The sequence below is a fragment of the Bacillus sp. FSL R5-0593 genome, from assembly GCF_038603755.1.
GTDB lineage: Bacteria > Bacillota > Bacilli > Bacillales > Bacillaceae > Bacillus > Bacillus velezensis.
On the sequence record NZ_CP152011.1, the window covers coordinates 2,514,128 to 2,537,050 of the forward strand.

Sequence of the window (22,923 nt, forward strand, 5' to 3'; positions counted from 1 at the left end):
AAACCCTTAAAGATTGCGTGGTGCAGGATATGCCTGTCGGGCCTTATTTCAGGATCGGCTATGCCGTTCTTCTGTTATTTCTCATCATTTATCTCGGAACATTAATAGACTTTTTGTTCCAGCCTGTTGTGATTACGGTTAAAACCTTGTTTCCGCCCATTGTATTATCGGGCGTCCTTTACTATTTGTGCCGCCCGCTCGTCAGAGTGCTGCATACGAAATTAAAGCTGCCCGAAGGAATCGCGATTTTAGCGATTTATGCGGGAACAGCCGGCCTTTTTGTCCTCTTCCTTTATACGGCGGGCCCTGCCGTTCAAAAACAGTTTACAGCCTTCACAGATCATATTCCGGAGCTTTCCGCAAAAGCTGAAAATTGGATCGGGCATCTCCAGGACAGCAAATGGTTTTCCCGGCTTCAGCATGGGGATTCCTTTAAAAAATTAGCAGACAAAGCCGCAAATTATTCCGGTTCAATCGCTGATTCTCTCAGCAGCCTGGCCGGTACGGCTGCCAATGCCGCCATCACCGCCGCCATTATTCCGTTTGCGCTGTATTACATGTTAAAAGAAGGAAACAAAGCCCCTCGGCGACTGCTGCGGCTTCTTCCGGAAAAACATCAAAAAGAAGGAAAACAAATCCTTCGGGATATGGATGAAGCTCTCAGTTCATACATACAAGGACAGCTGCTCGTCAGTTTCTGTGTCGGCGTTCTCGTCACGATCGGCTATTTTATAATCGGGCTCGATTATCCGCTCGTTCTGGGCGCGTTCGCCATGGTGACAAACCTGATTCCGTTTATCGGGCCTTGGATCGGCACATTTCCCGGAGTCATTGTCGGATTGTTCGATTCACCGACCGAGGCGGTGCTGGTGATTACGGTCGTCGTCATTGTCCAGCAGCTTGAAAGCCAGCTGATTTCCCCGCAAATTATGGGACGGAAGCTGGACATTCACCCGCTGACCATTATTTTTCTTCTGCTTGCCGCCGGCAAATTCTCAGGAATTGCCGGGATGCTTCTGGCCATTCCGGGATATGCGGCCGCAAAAGTGGTCATAAGCCACATGCAGAAACTATTCATTCTCAGAAAAAAACAAAGCTAGGAGAGAAATGATTCATCCCCCATGTCTTCACATCGGTCAAAATGAAAAAACGGCGGGCTGAAGAAGCCCGCCGCACACGGAGGTAAAAAAGATGAACATCGGTGATGTCATTTTTCAATTGATTTCATTTATTGCAGCCGCGGTTTTCCTGTTTGCCGTGATATACGTATTCAGAAGCTTGAACAAGCGCCGCATACAATTGGACAGAATCGAAAAGAAACTCGACGCGGCGCTGCGCGAAGAAAAAAACGAAAAGTTATAGTTCATTCAGAAGCAGGAGCAACGAGCTCCACTTTTATCCGATCCGGGTCCTCCGTGTATACGGCATAATGCGTGCTTCCGCCTGCATATGGATGGCGGTCCCTGTAAAGCACGGGGCATCCTCTGGCAAGCAGCTTTTCTGTCATCTCGTCAACCTGCTCTCTTGATGCAGCATGAAAAGCCAGATGGTTCAGCCCGACCCGGCATCTGTGGTACTCCGGTGTTAAAAAACGCTCCTCTGTCTGTACAAGCACAACATAAAATCCTGCGTTTTTCCAGCTGATGCCGGAGTCCCAATTTTGAAATTCCCTATAACCGAGCTCACCTAAAAACCATCCCCAAAACCGGGCGGAGGCTTTCAAGTCAGATACATACAACTCAATATGGTGTATCATAATATTCGCTTCCTCCTCACATCACACCCGCCTTACCAGCACCTCTTCAACTTTATGGCCGTCACCTTTTCTCAAAATCAAATCCGATCTGAATTTTGTCGGCAGAATATTTTCATACAGATTCGGACGGTTGACGCTCTCCCAAATGGAGGCGGCCATGGTATCCGCTTCTGCATCAGACAAATCCTTAAATTTATGAAAATAAGAAGCCGGATCCTGAAAAGCGGTTTCTCTTAAGAGGCGGAAACGCTCCAAATACCACGTGAAAATCCGGCTTTCTTCGGCATCCACATAGATCGAAAAATCAAAGAAATCCGATACAAAAATCCGCGGATCTTCCCTGTCGTCCTCTAAGGTCGGCGACTGCAGGACATTGATTCCTTCGATAATAACGATATCCGCACCTTCGACAACCTCGACGGCGCCCTCTTCCCTGTCATACGTAAGATGGGAATATACGGGCGCCTCCACTCTCTCTTTCCCCGACTTTATATCGTTCAGAAACTCAAGCAGCGCTTTCACGTCGTAGCTTTCCGGGAATCCCTTTCTGGACAGAAGGTTTTTCCTTTTTAATTCCGCCGTCGGATACAAGAAACCGTCGGTTGTCACCAGGCTCACCTTCGGCCTGTCCGGCAGACGGGAAAGAAGCTTTTGCAAAATTCTCGCCGTCGTGCTTTTGCCGACGGCGACACTGCCCGCGATTCCGATGATAAACGGGATTTTCGCTGAATGCGGATGCTTCAGAAACACATTGACATGCTGATTCCGTCTTGCGGCAGACGTAACATGAAGATGGAGCAGGCGCACAAGCGGAATGTAAATCGTTTCTACTTCTTCCACCGACAGGTAGTCATTCAGCCCCTCTACGGCCTTGGCTTCTTCCTCTGAAACGGCAATGGAAAGATGGCCGCCGAATCCGGCCCACGACTCGCGGCTGTGCTGCGTATACAATGTATGTAAGTTCAATTCTTTACTTTTCACAATTCACACCAATCTCTCTGTATGGCTTTCCGATAAAAAAACAAACGCTTACAAAGATTGTAACGGAAAACCGCTTCACTGTCTGCCCATTTTTTTCAAAAATGAGGAACCGATCCGGCTGTACTCTTCCATTTCCTCCTCCGGAACCATGCTTCCGCCGGTGCTCCACACAAGGTGCACGGCATTTTCCATCTCAAGCCCCCGCTCTTTTATATAACGGTTTCCGGCTTCGGTCTGAACGATCTTGACGGCTCCGGCCAGTCCGGCGAGTGCAGAGGGTTCAAGGCTCTTATTCTCGGCCGCCCTTAATTGATAAAGCAGCGAAAAAAGCGTGCCGTCATCGGCGGTATAACAGCCGCTGATTATAGGCTCCATCAGAGGGCCGGCCAGCCCGGACGGCCTTCCCACCGCGAGTCCGTCGGCGGCCGTTTGATTATCAAGACCGATATCCTGCACGCTGATTCCGTCATGCAAGCCGGAAAACAGTCCTAACAGCATACACGGTGAATGCGTCGGCTCACCGAAAAAAATATGGACATGCCCGCCATAGATCAGCTTTAGCGCAAGCGCGACGCCGCCCGGACCTCCTCCGACCCCGCACGGCAAATAAACGAAAAGCGGTTCATCTGCATCAGGCTTTATGTTCATTTGATCGAGCTGCTTTTTCACACGGCTTCCCGCAACGGCATACCCCAAAAACAGATCCCGGGAATGCTCATCATCAATAAAATAACAATAAGGGTCCTGCTTCGCCTGAATGCGCCCCTCTTTGACAGCCAGACTGTAGTCTGCTTCATATTCGATGACGCGAACCCCCTTTTCCCGGAGCAGCTCCTTTTTCCACTGCTTTGCGTCACTGGACATATGAACGGTCACACAAAAGCCGAGCTTCGCGCCGATTATGCCGATACTCAGACCTAAATTGCCCGTAGAGCCGACGGCTATAGAGTATTTTGAGAAAAAAGCGGTAAACCGTTCTTCAGTCAATATGCTGTAATCGTCGTCTGCTGAGAGCATTCCCGCTTTTACCGCGAGATCTTCGGCATGCTTCAGCACTTCGTAAATCCCGCCGCGCGCTTTAATGGAACCGGAAATCGGAAGTTCGTCGTCGCATTTCAAAAGCAGACGCCCGGGGAAAGCCTGAGCGGCGCTGTGTTCCAGATGCTTCTTCATTTCATTAATCAAGACAAGCGGAGATTCAATGAGGCCTCCCTCCGCTTCCGTCTCCGGAAAAGCCGACGCGATATAAGGCGCAAATCGGCGCAGCCTTTCTTCCGCTTCGGCAATCTCCTTTTTCCATTCAGCGCCATGCTTTACTGGATCATCGGTTTTATGCGGATTGATCCAAAATACTTCACGCGCCTCCGCCATTTGCCTGACTAAAGGCTCTGCCATCAATGCCTGTATATCCCGGTCGGACATTCCTTTTTCCCCCTTGTTACTTTTTCTTTAATGCGCGGCCGGCCAGTTTTTCTGTAAACGATGGGAAAAGCTGATACAGCTTCGTCCCGAGGCTCATCCATCGCGGAAGATTCATTTCCCGTTTATCCGTCAGAATCACGGATGTAATGCGCTCTGCCACATGGTCGGCATCAAGCATCCATCTGCCGACGCTTTTCACATAACCGCCCTCTTTATCTGCAATTGTAAAGAAGTCTGTTTTGATCGGACCGGGATTAACCGTTGTCACGGCTACACCCGTACCGGCCAGCTCAAGCCGCAGCGCATTGGAATACCCTAACACGGCGTGCTTCGTTGCGGAATAAAGGCTTGATTTCGGCGTCGCCAATTTGCCGGCCTGTGAGGCGATATTGATAATATGGCCGCTTTTCGCATGAAGCATCACAGGAAGACAGGCCTTCGTACAGGCGATTAATCCGAAGACGTTGACTTCAAACATTGCCTTCATATCATCCAAAGATGAATCAGCGGCCGTTTCAAAAATGCCGAAGCCGGCGTTGTTGATTAATACGTCAACATGACCGATCAAACGCCTTACGTTTTCAGCCTCTTCTGCATGCCGGACGTCAAACGGAACGACATCACACTGTCCGCCGCGCGCGGTAATCGTCTTTTTCACTTCCTGCAAGCGGTCCTCCCGCCTGGCGGATAAAAAAACATGAGCCCCTTCTGCCGCGCAGGAATATGCAAGCCGTTCTCCGAGTCCGCCGGATGCTCCGGTGATCCAAATCCGCTTATCCGTTAATCTGCCCATTTCCTTCACCCCTTCACAGCTTTAAACTTCAGAGTGTTCCCCGACTGAAAGGATACAGCCTTCCCTTCGGCGGCCAGCACGTCAAGATGGCCGATCGTTTCTGACATCGTTAAAAACAATTCATTTTCATACACAGCCGGAAACAGCCGCCGGCATACCTGGAAAGCCGTCAGCGTTTCCTCTGACAACAGGCGCAGCACATATTCCGACCGACTTCTCTGTTTTTCAAGCCGCCTGTCAAAAGCAGGCTTTACGTCTGTCAGCAGATCGCCGTGTCCCGGATATAAAAAGGACGGGTTTACGTCATACAGCCGCTTCATTGAGTTCAAGTAGTCGAGCATCGGGGCCGCGCGCACGCCCCCCTTTTCCGGAGCTTCCAGAATCGGATTGGTGGAGCTGTTGGATAAAAGCAGATCGCCGCTGAACATTTCACCGCTTTTTTCATGGTAGAGCGCAATGTGAGAAGCGGCATGACCCGGGATTTCGAGCACCGTCCAGCCGTTAAGCCCGTCAATTTTTCCGCCTTCCCTCACTGTTTTCGTTAACGGACGGTTTGCAGAAAATAAGTATGACAGCTTAACTGTTTTATGTATGTCTTCAGGCGTCAGGGGAACGTCCATTTCAGTCATAAGCGACAGAAAAAAGTCCTCCTGCCGGGCGATATACGACTGATCCTGAGTAATGTACCTGTCATTCAGCGGATGCCCTATTACTTCCGCATCATCGGAAAAAAGGTGCAGCAGACCTGAATGATCTGCGTGATGATGAGTGAGCACCACCTGTTCTATATCTGCCGCAGAAACGCCGTGTTCCTTAAGCTGCAATGAGAGCGATTCAGCCGCTTCCTTTGTATTCGGGCCGCAATCAATAAGGGTTAAGGCTTCATCTTTTACTAAATAAACGATAACGTCGCCGACTGCAAACGGAGTCGGCACACGTATCGGAATGATCTTTCTCGCTGCCATGTTTACGCTCCTTCGTTCTTTTCATTCCTGAATAATCATATTTTAGCGTTTTCTTTTCACTGTGTCATTATTGCCGCATATCGGAAAAAAAGATTGACATCCCGCTCTTGCGCATAGCATAATGAACAACAAACTAGAAAACACGGAACGCGATGACGAGGAACTAGTATATAAACAACGGCAGCAGAGAGCAATGTCCCCGGCTGAAAGACATTGCGGCCCTCTTGTTTACAGAACCTGCCCTCAGAGCGGTTAGGAAAACCTAAACGTATCCCCTCGTTACGGGATTTGAGCTGAGCACGGCTGATTCGTGCTAATGTAAGGTGGTACCGCGAAACCTTTTCGTCCTTTTTGACGGGAAGGTTTTTTTGTGTTTTGAGAAGAAGGAGGATTTATATGAAGAAAATCGGTTTTATCGGGGCCGGAGCAATGGCGGAAGCAATGGTGAACGGACTGCTGCAAAGCGGAATGACAGCCCCCGGACATATATATATGACAAACCGGTCAAATGACAGCCGGCTTGAAGAGCTCCAAAAAACGTACGGAGTAAAACCGTGCCGGGATAAAGAAGAGTTTTTCAGCAATACCGACATTCTCGTTCTCGCCTTTAAACCGAAAGATGCGGCAGAAAGCATTGAGAACATTCGCGAATACGTGAAAGATCAGCTTGTGATTTCTGTCATCGCAGGGCTGACGATTCACACGATTCAGCAATATTTCGGCAGAAAGCTCACCATCATCCGGGCGATGCCGAATACATCCGCGGCCATTCAGCAATCGGCGACCGGTTTTTCCGCAAGCTCCGAGGCGAGTGAAGCTGAAATCCGGACGGCAAAAGAGCTTCTGGAAACAATCGGAGAAGCGACGCGCTTTGAAGAAAAACACCTTGACGCCGTCACAGCCATTGCCGGAAGCGGTCCCGCCTATGTGTACCGGTATGTCGAAGCAATGGAAAAGGCCGCCCTTCAAGCCGGCCTGCCGGAAGAAACGGCAAAAGAGCTGATTTTACAAACCATGGCCGGGGCGACGGAAATGCTCAGAACAAGCAGCAAACGGCCTGAACGCCTGCGCAAGGAAATCACAAGCCCGGGCGGCACGACTGAAGCAGGCCTTCGCGCATTAGAAGAGCGCCGCTTTGAAGAAGCCATCATGCACTGCATCGCAGAAACCGCAGCCCGGAGCGCCGAAATTAAAGAACAATTCGCAGGCTCCGTTCTGCAAAAGACGGACCAGTGATAAAGCATGGGGCTTCCCATGCTTTTTTCATTCTGTTTAACTGCCGTATAAGCGGCTGATTCTCTCTTTTACTTCAGGAAGATGGAATGTGGCTTCGTGCATGTTCACCTCTTCCTCAACCGCTTTTGTCAGCTCTCTTTTGATCCGTGCCGTCACATTGGTTTTCAGCGCAACCAGTGAGGCTCTCGGTTTATCCGCCAGCAGCCGGGCCAATTCGCGGCCTCTTTGAAGGACGTCTTTTTTCGACAGCACTTCAAACGGAACTCCCCGTTTTTCCAGAGCGGCGCCGCTGAAATTCGCGGCAGTAAACAGCATTTCTTCCCCGAGGACAATTCCCAGTTTTTCAGGCACAATATACGTCGCGCCCATTCCCGGTGTAAATCCGTACTTCATATAATTACAAGAATAAAAACTCTCTCTGCTTAAAATCACAAAATCCGAGCTCAGACCGATCGTAAAGCCGGCTCCGATCGCATGCCCCTGCATGACGGAAATCACGGGAATCCTGCAATCCAATAAAAGACTGTGAAGCTTTAAATCTGTAAATTGGAGCTTTCCGCTCTGAATGGTCAAAAGCCCCTCCTGCGTTCCTCCCGTGCAGAAATAATTTCCGTAACCCGTCAGAAGGACGGTTTTATAGGACGGATGGGCATTGATGTCTTGGAATACCCGGTGCAGCTCTCTGACAAACTCTTCTGACAGCCCGTTTTTCCCGGCCGTATCCTGCATTGTGACCTGCACAATGCCCGGTTCTGTTTCCTGTACATCAATCATTGGATTCATGTTTATTCTCCGTTTCTTTAAAAATACTCAAGCCTTTCCGGCTCTGAGTGTTTCTGATATTAAGTCGTCCATTCATACTTTCTGTGAAACTCTTTTATTTCAGTCAGCACCAATCGCGTTTTTCCTTGATGCGCATTCGGGATGTCTGCTGCGGGCGCGGCATTTCTTGTGCCGAATTTTACAATGCCGCTGTCTTGGAGCAGCCGGTCGTAATCAGCCATCGATAAACGGACGCGTTCATCCAAATGCCGGCTGATTTGAAATTGGTTCTGCCGCGTACGGCTTTGCGGCATAACGACACCGCTGTAAAATTCAGAGCAGCAGCCCGAACCGTATGAAAAACAGCCGACGCGTTTCGGCGTTTCAAAAGAGCCGTTATCAATCGTGCTGGCAAGAGATAAAAATACGGTAGCCCCCATGATGTTGCCGACGCGCTGGCAGTATTGAATCCCAGGCAGCACGCGTTGCTGAAAATCCGCTTCAATGTCTTGCGGCTTAGCCTTTGCTAATTTTCTCATCATCGTCCGATGCGCTCCTTTTACCATTCCGCCAAACGGAGTATGAAAAGAAAGGTATTGAAATGTATTCTTATAATCCGCCCCGCTCACACGCTTTCGGTATTCCTGAAATGATTTTTCACAGCAGTCCAAATAAGACATGAGCGACAGATCAGCATCCCCCGCTTCACTATCCGGAATCGGGCGGCAGGTATCCATGACTTCATACCCGTAATACCCGCTTGCGCCTTGATCAAGCAAAAAGACATGAGGGGTGCTGCTGACTAAAAGCGCCACAGCTCCCGCCCCCGCACTCGGTTCGGCATAGGACCATTCCTCCGTCAACGCGTCACCGCCTTCAGCCACTAAAAAGCGGGAAATATCCGTTCCGATGATGAGCGCTTTCGCTCCCGGCGATGTTTGCGATAAGATGAAATTCACGCCCATTTGAAACCCGGCCGTTAAAGAATAGCAAGCCTGTTTCACCTCAAATAACCGGCAATTCCGCTTCAGCTGCAAATAATCATGGACGTATGTACTGATGGATTTGCCAAAATCAATCCCGGATTCCGTACAGGTGATGACCATTTCAATCTGATTCCGTTCCTCTTCTGACAGAGAATCGATAATCGGTTTTGCGGCATTTACGGCGAACGTAATCGGATCTTCAAACGGAAGCGCCACCACTTTTTCTTTCATCAGCAGGTTCTCAAACCTTTTTTTATCCAGGTTCCGATGTTCCGCAAGCTCCATGACGTCTACATACGCGGTTCCGCCAAACACGTTCATTGCTTCGATTCCTACATTCATTTCTCCAAGCCCCCAGAGTAAAGAGGCTTCCTGTGGAAGCCTCTTTTATTTTTTCGTTCAAAACTCAACAAGCAGCCTGTCAACGCCGTGAAATACAGGGCTCGGAACCAGATTCGGCTCTTGATCCTCAGTAAAACGCCATGCGGACATCTGTTCAAAAAAGTGGGAAAGCGCGATTTTCGCTTCAAGCCGGGCCAGCGGCGCTCCTAAACAATAATGGCTGCCCTGACCGAATGACAGATGCTGATTCGGCTTTCGTCCCAAGTCAATCTGATCGGCATTTTCAAACTTCTTTTCATCTCTGTTCGCCGATCCAATCCACGCATACACTTTTTCTCCGGCCGGAATCGTTTTTCCGCCAATCTCGCTTTCAACCGCGGTGTAGCGGGTTACCCGCTGAATGGAAGGTCTGAGGCGGATGACTTCCTCAATAAAGTCAGGAAGGAGCGCCTTGTTTTCAAGCAGCCGGGGCAGAATGTGCGGGAACTCCTTGAGACTGAGAAATGAATTTCCGATCACATTTTCCGTCGTTACGTGCCCCGCGACGATCAACAAGCCGCAAAAACCGATTAATTGCTTGTCTGACAGCGGCTCTCCGTCTAAATCAGCTGAAATTAAATGGCTGATTAAATCATTTTGCGGCTGTTTTCTCCGCTGTAAAATAAACTGCATGAAGTATCCGATCATCTGCTTTTGCACTTCATTCATTTTCTTTTCATCTTTTACATTCTGGCTTTGGTCGACCCAGCTTTTAAAGATATCTCTGTCTTTCGGAGGGAATCCTAAAAGCTCTGCGATCACGATAATCGGAAGCGGAAATGCGTAATCTTCAATAATGTCCATCCTGCCTTTTGAACGGACGGCCTGAAGCAGGTCATCAGCGATAGCGGCTATACGCGGTGCAAGAGTCTCAACCGATTTCGGCATGAACGGCTGATTGACCAATTTTCTGAAGACGGTGTGTTCAGGCGGGTCCATTTTCAAAAGGCTGTCTTTGTTAATATGCCGGATCATTTTTTCCTGTTTGTCCGCACTTAAGTATTTATGATCGGAAGAAAAATGACTGTAGTCAGAAATCACCCGCTTCACTTCATCATAGGTGAAGATTTCCCAGCAATCTTCCTTTTCATTGTAATGAACGGGAGAGGTTTCTCTCATCGTTTGGTACCACTTGTACGGCTGCTGCTGTCTGATTTTTGTTAAACTGGTCATTTTCATTCCTCCAAGATGTGTCCAAGATTTGAAATGACCCGCCAAAGCTTACGAGTAAACCCGGCGGGCGGATATGTGAATTTACGGTCTTGTTTTGGCGGGCTGCTTCAGCATCTCACCATGCACGTTCAGTATCTTTTCCTGCAGCTGCAGGAAGCTGTGTTCTGTCATTCCGTCTGCCGAATATAAAACGCCGCAAAATTCAGAAATCGTTTCGGCTGTGCTGTCTTCTGCCAATAACGTCATATGGTTGGATACCGCCACATCCATGATGGCGATGTTTGTCATATGCTCTTCCCACTGGCTCCAATAGTTGACGAAATCAGCGGATAAAATATCGGCCCTGATCGTAAAATACGGATCAAGCTCACCCAAGAAAATACCGTTTTTATTTCGGAAATAATAGCATGTCACCCCGTTCGGATCCGGAAGCGGCAGGAGTTCGTAATCAGTGATTTCGTAAGCGTCCTGAACATTTATATTCTGCCTGATCAGATTTTTCACCAATGTGTCCGTCTTCGTTAACCCCCGCTGTTTGGCTTTTGCGATTAATTGCTCTAAAAATATGTCTTCATGAAGATCGGCATTCAGTTCATCACGATGAATTAACGTTTCAGATATGCGTTCCGGATGTTGATAGATCGGTGCAAATAAAGCCATGTTCACCGTCTGCAGCATCATATTTTTATCAAATAATTCATCAGGAATGTTTATTTCCCGCGCACCCGCCGCGTCAAAGGAGTCGAGCATGACGATTGACTCAACGGTTTCTCCAGCCAGCTGCAATTGCCGGGTGACTTCATAAGCGAGCATGCCCCCTAATGAATAGCCGCCTACATCGTAAGGACCCCGGGGCTGCACGGTACGTATGAGCTTAACGTAATATTCCGCCATGTTTTTAATGCCGCGGATCGGTTCCCGGTCTGTCATCCACCCTCTTGCCTGAATTCCGTAAAAAGGACGCCCGGTCCGTTCGGCAACAGGCTGGTACAGCTCCACTGCCCCCAGCGCGGAATGAAACCAGAAAATCGGTCTTCCCTTTCCCCCCGGGTTAAGACAGATCAGCTCGGGCGGTTCTTGATCATCTGTCTCTTCTGATATATCGTTTTGTTTCGTATGTTCCCCATGTACTTCCTCGGTGTCTTTTTGGACAGAACCGGTCAGATACCCGGCTAATGTTGCGATTGTCGGGTATTCATAGACCAGATTTGCCGTAATAGACGCTTGATAGGTTTTATTAATGGACTGAACCCATTCCACACCGATAATAGAATCCAGCCCCATCTCAATGAATGCCTCATGCTCATCAATATCTTCCGGCTTCAGAAACAGGATGTCCGCAAGGCTTTCTTTGAGCTCTTTGCGCAAAGTGCCGTCAGAGATGCCGGCAAGGGGAGTTTCTGCTTCCGGGATTTCCGGACGTACCGCGGTTTCCTCCGCTTCAGCATACTCGGGTTTCTTTATTTGTCCCGCTATATATTCCGCAAGCTCTTCAAGCGTCGGGTGTTCATACACCTTATTGGCAGTAATCTCAGTGTGGTACGTTTTATTTACTGTTTGTATCCATTCAACCCCGATAATGGAGTCAAGACCCATATCGATGAAAGGCTCATCAGCATCAATATCTTCCGGTGACAAAAATAAAATATCTGCCAGGCTTGTCCTCAATTCTTCAAGCAATGTTCTATTGTCTTCGGAAACGGCTTTTTCCGGCTGCTGGACAGAAACAGTACAATCCAAAGGCTGTAACACGATTGGCTTTTGCAATGTCTCCGGTTCAAACGCTGTCATTTCGATCTCAGTTAAAGGACTCAGAGAAATCAGCCCTTCATGTTCAGGCTGCGGCGAAGACGGGAGAACGGTTTGCGTTTCAGACTTTTTCATGGCTTGGCCTGGTAAAGAACTGTTTACATCAGCCGCCCAATACCTTTCTTTTAAAAACGGGTAGGCCGGCAGCGGCGTTTTATAATATTGTCCTCCGTCAAAAAGCCGTGTAAAAGGAAGATCATACCCTCTGCAAAAAAGGTCAGCGATATGTGCCAGGTTTTCTCTGTACTGTGCGGGCGAAGCTGCCGAGCGGCACTGTTCAATGCATTCCATTCCGAATGTTTTCATTCCGGCTTCTTCTGCCGGCTTCTGATCCTTCAAATTGGACATAAACACACCCGGAAGCTCTCTTTTTACAAGCCACTCCGATAATACCCGCTTCAGTTCGTCCGCACTGCTTACGATACAGGCAAACCGGTGATGTAAATGCTTTCTGCCGAGCAGGAGCGTATAACTTATATTTCCCAGATCGCTGTCTTTGTTCTTGCTGAGTGAATCCAGCAGGCGTTCTGCCTGAATTTCCAGCTGACGCTCCGTCCGCGCAGATAAAGGAATGAAGCAGACCGGTTTTGCCGGCGACCGGCGCACGGTTTGCGGCGCCTCTTCAATCACAAGATGGGCATTTGTTCCGCTGAATCCGAATGAACTGATGGCGGCTCTGCGCGGTGCATCCGGATTCCGTTCCCACGGTATCAGCTTTTCATTCACAAAAAACGGGCTGTCCGCAAATTGAATATGCTGATTGGCTTGATGAAAATGCAGGGAAGCCGGAATCTGCCGATGCTTCAGCGACAGCAGGATTTTAAACAGTCCGGCCATCCCCGCGGCCGCAGCGGCATGTCCGAGATTGGTTTTCACAGAGCCGATGGCGCAATATCCTTTTTTATCCGTATAGCGGCGGAAAGCGCGCGTTAAGGCGCCGAATTCGATCGGGTCGCCCAGTGCAGTGCCCGTTCCGTGAGCTTCCACCATTTGAATGGTTTCCGGATCAATGTGAAAAGTATCATAGACATGACGTTCCAATCGTTCTTGAGAAAGCGCGCTTGGAGCGGTGATTCCGTTTGTAGCGCCGTCCTGATTCATTGCAGATCCTTTTATGACGCCGTACACATGATCTCCGTCACTAACGGCGTCGCTAAGACGTTTCAGCACCACCGCTCCCACGCCTTCACCCGGCACGAACCCGTCCGCGCTTTGATCAAACGTATGGCAGCGTCCGGTCGGTGACAGCATATTCGCCTTATTTGACGATTGATAAAAAGCGGGAGTGGATTGAATGAAAACCCCGCCCGCCACCGCCATTTCCGTTTCTTTCGTCCAGAGCCCCTGACATGCCAAATGAATGGCTGTCAGCGAACTGGAACATGCTGTATCAACAGTGATCGCCGGCCCTTGTAAATTAAGATGATAGGCGATCCTTGCCGGAGTGACGGAATTGTGATTGCCCCAAAACGCCTGCGCGGGCCCCTGCTGTTTAAAAATGGCCTGGTAATCTCCGCCGCAGGAGCCGGCATACACGCCGCATTCCCGGCCTCTTACCGAGTCTCCCGCATATCCCGCATCTTCAAGCGCTTTCCATGATTCTTCCAAAAACAGCCGCTGCTGAGGGTCCATATAGGTCGCTTCACGTCCCGATATATGAAAGAAAACGGGGTCAAAACATTCAATGTCCTCTATAAAACTGCCATACTGGCATTGGCTGTCAGAGATATCCCATCTGTCTGCTTTTTTAATCAGATCCCGTCCGGCGGCTAAGTGTTCCCAAAACTCATGGAGATTCTCCGATTCAGCAAACCGCCCGCTCATCCCGATAATCGCGATCGGTTCTTTTTCAGGTAACACAGCTGCTGATTTTACTGTATCGGCCGGATCCTTTTGTTCGGGGCGGTACGTCATTTGATACGGCTCAGAAACGCTGATGACGATTTTCCCGATATTTCCGCGGTCATCCAGACAGTGATACGCTTCTTTTATGTCTTCAAAGGAAAAGATTTTTGAGATGACAGGCTGAATGACTCCCTCTTCCGCCAGCCGCTGCAGTTCCAATTGATAGTCCTTGACCTGGTCCGGATTTTGAAGGGACAGCTTCCGCAAATCCACGCTGTGAAACGATTGATTGTTATGAAGGACGGACAAGTCGACTGATTTAGCGGATTTCAGCGCAGTCATGGCAATTTCGATATATCTTCCGCCCGGCGCCAGGCAATTCATTCCTTTTTGCAAGGCATCACCGGCCAGGGTATTAATGACAACATCCACCCCACGGCCGCCGGTCATTCGCATGATTTCCGTTTCAAAATCTTCTTCTAAATAGCAGATGGTATTGCGGACCCCGAGCGAATGCAAATACTCAATTTTTTTCTGTGATCCGGCCGTGGCATATATTTCCGCGCCGATATGCCGGGCCATTTGCACCGCGATCAGCCCCGTTCCTCCCGTCGCGGTCTGAATTAATATTTTTTCGCCTTTTTTAAGTCCGGCTTTCCGGAAGGCGTCTATCATGGTCACCGCCACGGTGGGAAGAGCGCATGCTTCTTCAAAGGTCAGCCGGGCCGGTTTATGATAGACTTGATGTTCTTTACATGTGATGAGATTCGCCTGAGATCCAAATTCCTCTCCCATGCCGACAATCACTTCATCACCTGGAATGACGGATGTTACATGCCTCCCTGCCTTGATCACGACGCCGCTTGCTTCAAATCCCGGAGTGAACGGATAAGGCGGCATCGTCGGGTACAGCCCTCTGACACAAAGCAAGTCTCCGAAGTTTAAAGAAAAGGCGCGGACGGCTATTTGAACTTCGTCATCTTTTGTCTCGGGCACCTCACTGCGGGCAATCGTCAGATCTTCAATGCCGCCCGGACGGTCAATCACAACCCGGAACATTCCCGAGTCATCGGACTTTGCGAAAGAAGGCGGCATACGTTCTTGTTTCGGTTTCTGATAACCGTTTTCCTTTCTTTCCGTCTGCAGAGGTTTTTCAGCAGGCCGTTCTTCCTGAAGCGCCGGGCGGATTTTCGCTCTATCGGTCTTCAGAGACGAGGCTATGATGGTTTCGTATTCTTCCGAGATATAACCGGTCAGCAGTTTCACATGATAGTAATCAAATAAAATCGTTGTCTGCAGTGTAAGATTCAATCGCTTATTAATCTCGTTAATCACATTGACGGCCAGAATGGAATCAATGCCGTATTCAGAGAAGTTCAGTTCTTCCTGAATATCCTCTTCTTTCATTTTTAATACATCGGCAATACTTGTTTTGATGACAGAGCGGACATGGGAAGCGACCGATTCCCCATCAGCCTTAACAGCTTGATGCACCTCTGGCGCGCGGCTGCGGGAAACAGGCTGCGCGGGCTTTCGGAAAACTTCGGCCGGGGCGGCGTATGGCTTTCTGCCGTCTCTGATCCCTTGCATCCGAACGAGTCCGTCACTCTCAGCTGCGATAATCTGCTGGCCTAAATCATGAGCCGTTTCAGCAGGGAAACAAACCGCTCTGTATCCTTCCGAATGCAGCACACGCTCCCACGATTTTGGATATAGGCCGGGACTTCCCGGAATCCGAAGCTCAGCATCCTCATAGGACCACCAGCCGTCAAGCAGCCCGAAGGTTAAATGGGTAAAAACAGAACGATCGCTGATTTCGTTTATCAAAATCATCCCGTTGTATTTCAGGAGCGCTTTCAGACGGCGCAGTGTCAAACCGATATTTTTTGTGGCGTGAAGCACATTGGCGGCGATGACAATATCGTAAACACCCGTTTTGATATTTTGTGATTCGCAAGGCTCCTCTGCATTAAACAAGGCTGTTGTCAAATACGGCACATCAGGTCCGTATTCCTGTTCGGCATGCATTAAAAAAGCTTTAGAAACGTCCGTATAACAATATTCCGCAATCTGTTTTGCAAATGGTTTCAGTTTTGTAAACAGCATGGCGCTCGTTCCGCCCGTCCCGGCCCCTACTTCTATCAGCCTGATACGGGCATCGGGGTGTTCTGTAAGATAGGCTTTCAGGTAAGCGGCCGCGGAATCTGCTAACACTTCATTAAAATAATCCGCGACAGGATTATGCTTATAAACACCTTCAACGAGCCGCATTGATGAATCGGGAAATACGATATCCGTAGCCGGACGTTCTCCTTTTAAAATGGAAGGCATCGCTTTTATCGTCGCCTCGGCCAATTCAGCTTGCGCAAGCTCCCCATTGGGAAGCAGGCGTTTATGGGCATTCCACTCATTCCAGACTGTGCGGCCGTCCGGGCGCTGATCCGTGAGAAGAGTGACCGTGTATCCGTCATACGCGATATATCCGTTTTCTTTTAATAGATTCAGGCTTTCTTCCAGCCATCTGCCGTATGTGCCGATCACGCCGGCGCTCCGCATGGATGCTGCAGGTGTAGTGACAGGCTCGCTGAAAAAACCGATTGACTGTAATTGGTAAAAGAGCAGTTTGCAAAGAAGGCTGTTCATATGCGCAACTCCATTTCTCGTTTTAAAGTCTCAAGCCGTTCATTCCGATCCGGATTTTGCCGCTTGACGCTTTCCATAAATGAAGGCTTCGGGCCGGATACAACCGATATTGCATCTTGATCCGTCAGCGCGGCTAAGCCGTGCGGAGCAGCTTTGATGAATGCCGCTTGGCTGAACGGTTCTGATAGTAAGACTTCCAGCGCCTCCATTGCTTCATCGGGTTCAATAGAACCGATCCCTGACGCCTCCATCCGTTTTCTGTAAGACGGGTCTGATACAACACCCAGACTGCCCCAATATCCCCAATTCATGACTTTCACTTCACAATCAAGCAAGGAAGCGATATGGCGGGCAAAGGCGTCTTGAAATGTACACCCTGCCGCATAGTTGCTTTGCCCGGCATTTTTTGTGAAAGAATTAACGGATGAGAAAAACAGCACAAAATCAAGCGGTTCTTCCTTAAAAGCTTCGATCATTCGGACGCTCGTATTCACCTTAGCTGAATAAGCGTTTCTGAAAGAAGCTTCATCCATATTCGCCATACTTTTGTCGGCAAGCGTTATCGCGGAATGGATGACTCCCGTTATATTGCCGTATTGCTCTCTTACGGAACGGACGGCCGCTTTAAGCGCTGCGGCATCTTGAGCATCAGCCTGTATATAATGCGGCGCGGGGCCTGATAGCGCCAGCCTGTCTATTTTGCTCTGAATCTCCTGATCCTTCGGCCGCCTGCCGATCCATATCATCCGTGCCTTGTAACGGGTGATCATGTATTTGCTCCATGCTTCTCCGATGCCGCCCGCTCCGCCGATGACAGCATAAACGCCGCCTTCTCTGTACGACATACGCGGAGCGGAACTTGTCAGCACCCGGACTGTTTTTTGCTTGTGCCAAGCTCCGTTACGGTACGCGGCAGCATTTCCGTCCGGATCTGGAGGAAGGCGCCAGATGTTTTTCATCTCAGACGAATCACTGCCTTCTTCTGCATCAATCAGCCTGATGTCCCAGTTCGGATATTCTTTTGCCAATGAACCGATCAAACCGTGTACGCCTGCATGCTCAGGCTGCGGCAGATCACCCGGATACACGGACTGTGTCTGCCGGGTCACCGCCGTAAAGCTGATGTTTCGGTTTCCATACCCGAGTGACAGCAGCGCTTTGATGAAACGGAAACATTGAATCACCCCATTCTCCTGCTCATCAAGCATTTCCTGACTGACGGATGCGGGTGCGAAACGATCCGGCGCAATCCATAAGAAATGGCGGATATCCTGATATCCGGCTGTCAATTCACGGAATGTTTGCTCGCTTGAATGATCCGGCGTCTCCGCCAGATGGGCGCGGGGCCACATTTTTGTCGCAGCCTTTATGGTATTTCCCGGCTTTCCGATGATCAGCAATTGTTCCTGATCAACCGCTCGATTTTCTTCCAGGGAAAAGAAAGTTTTGTCCCAAACAGGGGCAAGCATCGCCGTCTGAACTTCCTGCCGTTTGCTTTCGGTTTGGTTTGTCTGCCGGACAGCCCGGCAGGAGAATCCTGTTAACCTCATACAAACAGCGCCGTTTTCATCACATAAATCAATATCCAGCGTCAGCGCTCCGTTATCTGACCGATCGCTCTGTTTGCGGACAAGCGCCCACATCGTTTTCTGAGTCGGCTGAAATATTTCTGCCTGCCGCAGGGAAAACGGCAGCATCGGAGTGTCTCCGGCAGTATCTGAACCGGCACCCAGTGACGCCTGAAACGCGGCATCTAAAAGACTCGGATGGATGACAAACTGATCGGCGGTACTGTCTGCCGATTCCGGCAGCGACAGCCGGGCTGCAGCTCCCCTCTCTCCGATCATCAGCTGATCAATTCCTTGATGGCTCGGCCCGTATATCATACCCGCATGCCGGAAAGCCTGATAAACCTCATCAGACGTCATAACCGATTGGCTGCAGCCGGACAGCCAGCCCTCTAAGTGAACTGACGGAACCGCTGCTATCTCTCCTGATACCGCGGTGCCTTTACTGTATATAATCCGTTCTCCCCCGGGTTCTTCCGATAGGCTGTAAATCGTAAATTCAATGTCTTCATTTCCCTTAAGGATAAGGCTGATATGGACTTCTACATCCGTCCCCTTATGAACGACAGGCCTCATCCATATGAGATCTTTCAAATACATTCCTTTACGTCCGTCCGGCACAGCGTATGCGGCACGCTCAACGGCCGCCCTGGCCATTTCGATCACGGCGGCTCCCGGGAGCACCTTCTCCCCATTGACTGTGTGGTCAGTGAAAAAGAATTCCCGTCCGGTAAAAACGGATGTGAATTTCAGCTCCCACAGATCGGATGTGTTTTCATGAAGCAGCGGATGGATCACCGTTTTGCCGTCATTCCGTTTTGAAACCGCCTCGGCTTCATCTTGAATCCAGCATCTGACCTTTGCAAACGGATAGGCGGGAAGGCTGATTCTCCGGGGTTTTTGTCCCGAATATAACAAGTTCCAGTCCACATCGACTCCCTGCACCCACATGTTCAGCAAATGACCGTACTTTCTCTTTTTCAGCCATTTGACCATGGCTTCCTGCAAATCTTCATCAGATTCAAACACAGCCACTGTCTCATGATTTCGCTTCGCCCGCCCCCTGTAAAGATGCGGTGCGTTTTCATTTTCCAAGTACGATCTGAGCTTGTCCTCCAGCTCCTTAAGAGAGTCCGCAATGAAAGCCAGCCGGTCATCCATCGCTTCCCGCCCCGCTTGTAAAGTGTATGCGACATCAAATAAGTCCGGCTTATCCGTATGCTTCTTTTGAAGAAAAGCAAGAAGGCGCTCCGCGTATTCTGTCAGACGCTCCCCATTTTTCGCAGACAGCAGAATGACAGCCGGCTCTTGGCTGCTGATTGCTTGTTTGACAGGAGCCTCATATTCTTCAATAATGATATGCGCGTTAGAACCGCCCGCACCAAAGCTGCTGATCCCCGCCCTGAGCGGCTGTTCTGCTCCGTCTGCGGCAATCCGTTTCCAATCTGTTAATTCCCGGCAGACGGAAAACGGCCCTTCATCAAATTGGATATTCGGATTTAAAACATCCGCATGCAAAGATGGGGCGATTTGTTTGTGCTTCATCTGCAGCAGCACTTTTGTGACAGCGGCGATGCCTGCTGCAGATTCCCCATGTCCGATATTTGATTTGACAGACCCGATGAGACATGTTTCAGAAACATCACCGAATGCATCGGTTAAAGCCCGGATTTCAATCGGATCGCCTAATTTCGTCCCTGTTCCGTGCGCTTCCACATAGCTGATCTGGCCCGGAGATACCCCCGCCTCCTGTAAAGCTTGAGAAATGACTTCGCTTTGCGCCTTGGGGTTCGGTACGGTGTAACCGCTCGCTCTTCCGCCGTGATTAATGGCAGCTCCCTTAATGACGCCGTAAATCCGATCTCCGTCTTGTACGGCGTCTTCTAAACGTTTAAGAAGCAGCACCCCGACCCCTTCTGCCGGAATATAGCCGTCACCCCCGGCGCCGAAACTCCCGCAGTGTCCTTTAGATGAGATGAACTGCCCCTGGCTCAGCATGAAGTACTTGTTAGGATGAACGGTGAGATTCACTCCGCCGGCAAGCGCCGCGCGAATCCGATGATCCCGCAGATCCCGGCACGCCATGTACAATGAAGTCAGCGAACCCGAACACATCGTATCGACCGAAATGCTCGGCCCTTGAAAATCACAAAAATAGGAGACACGGTTAGCAATGGATGAAATCCCGCCGGGGAGCCCGATATGCCGTCCTTTCACTCCCGCTTCAGCCGCGAATAGCGGGTATTCCTGATACATGACACCGGCATACACACCTACCTGACGGCCAAGTTCGGGTGATGTCCTCGTATATCCCGCATCCTCCATGGCCATCCACGCATGCATTAAAAACAGCCGTTCCTGAGGATCAAGGTGTTCCGCTTCACGGGGGGAAATCTTAAAGAACTCAGGATCAAAATCGGCGATCCCGTCAATGAATCCGCCCCATTTGCTGTAAATCGCTCCCGGCGCCGTCCGGTCCTCGGAAAAGTAATGTTCCCATTTCCAGCGGTCTTTCGGAATTTCGGTAATACAATCCTTTCCTTGTTTGAGATTTTCCCAAAACGCATTGATATCATCGGCCTGCGGATACTTGCCGGAAATCCCGACAATGGCAATATCCAGCGGTTTTCCTTTCGTTTTCTGACGGCTTTGATTCCCGGACGGGGCAAAAGACGCATTTTCAAGCCGATTTGGCTGAAGCACTTCTTTCACAGACGCGTTTTTCAATTCCGCCAGCTGTTCCCCGGTATGACTGAGGACTGCGGCATCAAATGAGAGAAACCCGTCTTTTTTATGTTTGATTGTATTCACCACATAGGCGGTATCAGACATGACTGGTCCGTAAAGCGTCAGCCTCTCAATCATGAGCGGGACGTGAATCCGCTTTTTCAGCTGCAATTCTTCTTCACCGAGCGACATATAACAAGAATTCAATATAAGCGGGTCAAATGCAAAGTGACGCAGATCGCCTTTTTCTTTTTTTCCTGATAAGTCCAGCTGCAATAAAAAGGAGCTCTCACTCATTTTGTATCCCGCCGTTACCGTTTTCAGCATCGGGCCTATCGTGAAGTCGGCAACCGAATCGTACAGACGGGAAATAACATCCGGCGCTACCTTTTGTGCGTGCGCCTTCATTTGTTCAACGTCATACGATTTTTTTACGGGTGCCTCTGTATATCTGCTTATTTCTCCTTCGGCACACGTCTTCCGGCTTTCTTTACCGGAGACAGTGCAGCTTGCGGTAAAGCGTTCGGCATTCTTTTCTGCCGCAAATGAAATGTCAATCTGTGCGGCCTCTCCCGGCTCCAGCGTGACGGGCCCGCCCGTAAAGCGGATATCTTTCAGCTCGGCGGGATACGTGCCGGAATGAGACGCTCCGGACGCTTCAAGCACCAGACACGGATACACTACACCCATCAGTGCCGGTTTGCCGAAAACCAGATGATCCTGAAGGAATGCTTCATGTTCATAGAAAGTAAATGTCTGACTGACTGATTGCGTTTCAGAGACCGGTGCTGCATCCGCGACAAGGCCGGAAGATTCTTCTGTTCCTTTTGTTTTTATGTCTTCAAGCAGTTCGGATATGCTGCTGCACTCAAATAAAAGAGTCGGATTCAGCCGCAGATCAAACGCCCCTTCGATGTCTTTAATAATGGCCAGAAGCTGTGACGATTCAAGGCCTAATTCAAAAAATACGGTGTGCGCATCATTTCTTGTGACAGGACGGCCTACGTATGTTGAAAAAATGCGGTATAAGGTTTCCTCCATCTGCTGAACGCCTGGTATCAGCTGCCGGTCTGTCCGCACCTTTTTGGCTGTCAGGCCGAGCAGTGAAGCAATATGCGCACCGCTGGGGTTGTAAAAGTCAATATCCATTTTCACCATTTCAGAAGGCGTGCCGGATTTTTTCGAAATCACCGCGTAACAGCGCTCCGTAACGGTTTCAGCGGCAATAAACGAATCATAATAAATCGGTAAAAACAAACCGGCGCCTGCAGCTGTCTGCAATACGCCGGAGGCCATGGCGGCACCGTCCATCAGCGCGGGATGAAAGAGAGCGCCGGGGAGATTTTCCTGGCATGAATCAGACTGCCGAATATCAAGGAAACATTCCTCTTCATTTGCATAGATCTCTCCCTCCGGCTTCATCAGCCCGTCATGCGACAGTCCGCGGCTTCTCGCGTCTTCGTAAACCGTATGCAAGGAGACTGATGGAAGCGCAACTTGTTTTTTCTCTTCCGCGTCAAGGCGCTTATCTGATGAGAAAACCCCTTCATGCACCTCCGCTGATAAGAAAACCGTCCCGGAATCCGCCCCGCAAATCGAGGCAGTCCAGAACTCCTTTTCTTTACTGAATATGACACTCACATCAAGCCGCTCTGACCGTTTCACTGATAAAGGATGATAAATGGTCACCCGTTTCAGACAGATGGAACGGAATGAAAGATCAAGGCTTTGCTTTGCCAGCTGATACAGCATATCAATATAGGCCAGACCGGGCATGACAGATTCTCCGTGAACAAGATGGTGTTTCATAATGGGATGTTCTGCCGTCAGGCGCAGATTCACTGTTTTTTTCATGGTTCGTCCCCTTTTAAAAACG

The 22,923-nt window shown here is 49.7% G+C and carries 13 protein-coding genes; 3 read left to right on the plus strand and 10 right to left on the minus strand.

Translation table 11 applies throughout. The features are described 5' to 3' along the window. The first annotated feature begins 29 nt into the window (after nt 1-29). Together NYE36_RS12505 and NYE36_RS12510 are read left to right on the plus strand one after the other, a co-directional pair. A complete protein-coding gene (locus NYE36_RS12505; protein ID WP_053573277.1) occupies nt 30-1,100 on the plus strand; it encodes an AI-2E family transporter in 1,071 nt (356 codons plus the stop codon). A 91-nt stretch (nt 1,101-1,191) separates the two neighbouring features. Further along, nucleotides 1,192-1,362 carry a DUF4083 family protein gene (locus NYE36_RS12510; RefSeq protein WP_265451360.1) on the plus strand — a complete coding sequence of 57 codons (171 nt, stop codon included), beginning with the start codon at nt 1,192-1,194 and terminating at the stop codon, nt 1,360-1,362. A 1-nt stretch (nt 1,363) separates the two neighbouring features. Here the strand turns inward: NYE36_RS12510 and NYE36_RS12515 are convergent, their stop codons facing one another. The 5 genes from NYE36_RS12515 to NYE36_RS12535 all read right to left on the minus strand — a co-directional run bounded on the left by NYE36_RS12515 (nt 1,364) and on the right by NYE36_RS12535 (nt 5,917). Then, the gene (locus NYE36_RS12515; RefSeq protein ID WP_029973629.1) at nt 1,364-1,753 is read right to left on the minus strand and encodes a VOC family protein; all 390 of its coding nucleotides are present in this window, start codon (nt 1,751-1,753) and stop codon (nt 1,364-1,366) included. A gap of 24 nt (nt 1,754-1,777) precedes the next feature. Further along, nucleotides 1,778-2,737, minus strand: coding sequence for a type I pantothenate kinase (coaA, locus tag NYE36_RS12520; RefSeq protein WP_003153290.1), 960 nt, complete (start codon nt 2,735-2,737; stop codon nt 1,778-1,780). Nucleotides 2,738-2,812: 75 nt separating this feature from the next. After that, the gene (dsdA, locus tag NYE36_RS12525) at nt 2,813-4,159 is read right to left on the minus strand and encodes a D-serine ammonia-lyase (protein ID WP_265451359.1); all 1,347 of its coding nucleotides are present in this window, start codon (nt 4,157-4,159) and stop codon (nt 2,813-2,815) included. 16 nt (nt 4,160-4,175) lie between these two features. Then, on the minus strand, nt 4,176-4,952 hold the full coding sequence (locus NYE36_RS12530) for an SDR family oxidoreductase (RefSeq protein ID WP_039063282.1): 777 nt from the start codon (nt 4,950-4,952) through the stop codon (nt 4,176-4,178). 5 nt (nt 4,953-4,957) lie between these two features. Next, the gene (locus NYE36_RS12535) at nt 4,958-5,917 is read right to left on the minus strand and encodes an MBL fold metallo-hydrolase (protein ID WP_076851371.1); all 960 of its coding nucleotides are present in this window, start codon (nt 5,915-5,917) and stop codon (nt 4,958-4,960) included. A gap of 396 nt (nt 5,918-6,313) precedes the next feature. On the opposite strand from NYE36_RS12535, the gene proC reads away from it, so the two are divergent. Continuing rightward, nucleotides 6,314-7,153: a pyrroline-5-carboxylate reductase gene (gene proC, locus NYE36_RS12540; RefSeq protein ID WP_144464508.1), complete on the plus strand. Its 840-nt coding sequence runs from the start codon at nt 6,314-6,316 to the stop codon at nt 7,151-7,153. 36 nt (nt 7,154-7,189) lie between these two features. On the opposite strand, the gene NYE36_RS12545 is transcribed toward proC, so the two are convergent. From NYE36_RS12545 to NYE36_RS12565, 5 genes are all read right to left on the minus strand, one after another. After that, nucleotides 7,190-7,936: a polyketide synthase gene (locus NYE36_RS12545; RefSeq protein WP_144664566.1), complete on the minus strand. Its 747-nt coding sequence runs from the start codon at nt 7,934-7,936 to the stop codon at nt 7,190-7,192. Between the two features lie 59 nt (nt 7,937-7,995). Then, entirely contained in the window at nt 7,996-9,243 is a 1,248-nt protein-coding gene (locus NYE36_RS12550; protein WP_007409381.1) for a hydroxymethylglutaryl-CoA synthase family protein, read from the minus strand. A gap of 57 nt (nt 9,244-9,300) precedes the next feature. Further along, nucleotides 9,301-10,455, minus strand: a complete 1,155-nt coding sequence (locus NYE36_RS12555; RefSeq protein WP_144664565.1) for a cytochrome P450 — start codon at nt 10,453-10,455, stop codon at nt 9,301-9,303. An 81-nt stretch (nt 10,456-10,536) separates the two neighbouring features. Continuing rightward, entirely contained in the window at nt 10,537-16,752 is a 6,216-nt protein-coding gene (locus NYE36_RS12560) for a beta-ketoacyl synthase N-terminal-like domain-containing protein (protein WP_144664564.1), read from the minus strand. Further along, complete coding sequence (locus NYE36_RS12565; protein ID WP_265451355.1) at nt 16,749-22,901, minus strand: type I polyketide synthase; 6,153 nt, start codon at nt 22,899-22,901, stop codon at nt 16,749-16,751. Before NYE36_RS12565 ends, NYE36_RS12560 begins: the two co-directional genes overlap by 4 nt. Nucleotides 22,902-22,923: the final 22 nt, after the last annotated feature.